We start from the raw sequence: 2,008 nt of genomic DNA, 5'->3' as shown, positions 1-2,008 counted from the left end.
GGATAATTGCGCTCTGGCAAACTCAGGAAATTCCGGAAAAACCGGCTTCCCTTGCCTTTTCGTTCGCAATCCGCCCAAAAGCTTGTCAAAAATTACCATTGCAGGGAAATTACGTCAATAGTACTGACATAATCTCTCTTTCCCACGGAGAAATAATGACGGATCGAAGCCCAGCCGCCGGAAAACCGATCAGGACCGCGATGTCGGTCGAGGACGGCATCGACTTCGCCATTATCGAGCTGCTCTTCTTTGCCTATCGTGACTTCACCTCCGATCCGGACCAGATCCTGGCCGACTACGGCTTTGGCCGGGCCCACCACCGGGTGCTGCATTTCGTCAACCGCAGGCCGGGCCTGACGGTCGCCGAACTGCTCGACGTGCTGAAGATCACCAAACAGAGCCTGGCCCGTGTGCTCAAGCAGTTGATCGACACCGACCATGTCGTGCAGTTGCAAGGTCCGCGCGACCGCCGACAGCGCGAACTTTATCCGACCGCCAAGGGCCGTGCGCTGGCGCTGGCGCTGGCGCGGCCACAGTCGCGCCGCATCCATGCTGCATTGGGGGATTCCGGAGTAACCGAACGGACCTTGGTGGAACGGTTCCTCGAAGCGATGGTCAATCCGGAACTGAGGGCGCAGATCGACGTTGGGTCCGCAAAAATGTCAGGGAAAAGCCATGGAGAGCACTGAACGGGTCGATCACGCGGCCGCGCCGGACGACGACGCGCCGCATCTGCTTGTCGTCGACGACGACACCCGCATCCGCAATCTTCTCAAGCAGTATCTGACCGAAAACGGCTTTCGCGTCACCGTCGCCGGCAATGCCGGCGAAGCCAGGCGCAAGCTTGCCGGCCTCGACTTCGACCTTCTGGTGCTGGACGTCATGATGCCCGGTGAAACGGGCGTCGACCTGACCAAGTCGCTGCGAGCCGAAAAGAACGTACCGATCCTGATGCTGACGGCCCTGTCGGAGACCGACAGCCGCATCTCAGGGCTTGAGGCCGGCGCCGACGACTACCTGCCGAAGCCGTTCGATCCGCGCGAGCTGATCCTGCGCATCAACAACATTCTTCGCCGTGGTGGCCCGGCGACCACGCCCAAGGTCGAGCAGTTGGTCTTCGGCCCCTACACCTTCCAGATCGCCCGGCGCGAGTTGAAGCGTGGCGGCGAGGCGCTGAAGCTGACCGACCGCGAGCAGGAGATCCTGGCGATCTTCGCGGCAAGGGCCGGCGAGACGATACCCCGCCACGAGCTTGTCGGTGACGATTCGGAGGTCGGCGAGCGCACCATCGACGTCCAGATCAACCGGCTGCGCCGCAAGATCGAGCGCGATCCGTCCAACCCGGTCTGGCTGCAGACCGTGCGCGGTATTGGGTATCGGCTCAGCGTGGAATAGAATGCCGCCTGCGGCCTGCTGAGCGGCTGCGGGCAAGCGAAATGAGCGAATGGCAACCACGGAACTGGAACAGCCGGGCAATGGCGGCTTGAGCGTACGCGCCGCGCGGACGCTGAAGGCGGTGCCGCGCGCCTGGAACCGCTTCTGGCGCCTCGTCTCGCTGTATATGCCCAAGCGGCTCTATGCCCGCTCGCTGATCATCGTCATCGCGCCGATGATCCTGCTGCAATCGGTCGTCGCCTTCGTCTTCATGGAACGTCATTGGGCAACCGTGACGCAGCGCCTGTCGCAGGCCACCGTGCGCGACATCGCCGCCATCATCGACCTGATCGAAACCTATCCGCGCGATGCCGACTACACCAACATCATACGCATCGCCCAGGACCGCATGCAGTTGAAGGTCGACCTCTTGCCGCCCGACCCGCTGCCCGCGCCTGGCCCAAAACCGTTTTTCTCGATTTTGGATGATGTTCTCTCGTCGGAGATCACCCGCCAGATCAACCGCCCGTTCTGGATCGACACGGTCGGCAACTCCAACATCGTCGAGGTGCGCGTGCAGCTCGAGGGCAAGGTGCTGCGCGTCTTCGTGCGCCGCAGCCAGGCCTATGCCTCC

At 62.4% G+C, this 2,008-nt stretch carries 2 protein-coding genes and 1 pseudogene; all 3 read left to right on the top strand.

The window, feature by feature from the left end; all coding sequences use genetic code 11:
• The first annotated feature begins 155 nt into the window (after window positions 1-155).
• A complete protein-coding gene (locus tag EN893_RS31120; protein ID WP_027039379.1) occupies window positions 156-689 on the top strand; it encodes a MarR family transcriptional regulator in 534 nt (177 codons plus the stop codon).
• Window positions 676-1,395, top strand: coding sequence for a response regulator transcription factor (locus EN893_RS31115; RefSeq protein ID WP_013530014.1), 720 nt, complete (start codon window positions 676-678; stop codon window positions 1,393-1,395). The genes EN893_RS31120 and EN893_RS31115 overlap by 14 nt, the downstream gene beginning before the upstream one ends.
• 49 nt (window positions 1,396-1,444) lie before the next feature.
• Window positions 1,445-2,008 (top strand): annotated as a pseudogene (locus EN893_RS31110) (two-component sensor histidine kinase); the annotation flags it as partial.

The sequence above is a fragment of the Mesorhizobium sp. M7A.F.Ca.CA.004.04.2.1 genome (genome assembly GCF_004022825.1).
GTDB lineage: Bacteria > Pseudomonadota > Alphaproteobacteria > Rhizobiales > Rhizobiaceae > Mesorhizobium.
Note: the sequence above shows the minus strand (reverse complement) of the source record. Positions and strands in the feature narration are given on the sequence as shown.

Coding starts and splice junctions, on each gene's coding strand:
- EN893_RS31120 (WP_027039379.1), top strand. CDS start 156: ATGACGGATCGAAGCCCAGCCGCCGGAAAACCGATCAGGACCGCGATG.
- EN893_RS31115 (WP_013530014.1), top strand. CDS start 676: ATGGAGAGCACTGAACGGGTCGATCACGCGGCCGCGCCGGACGACGAC.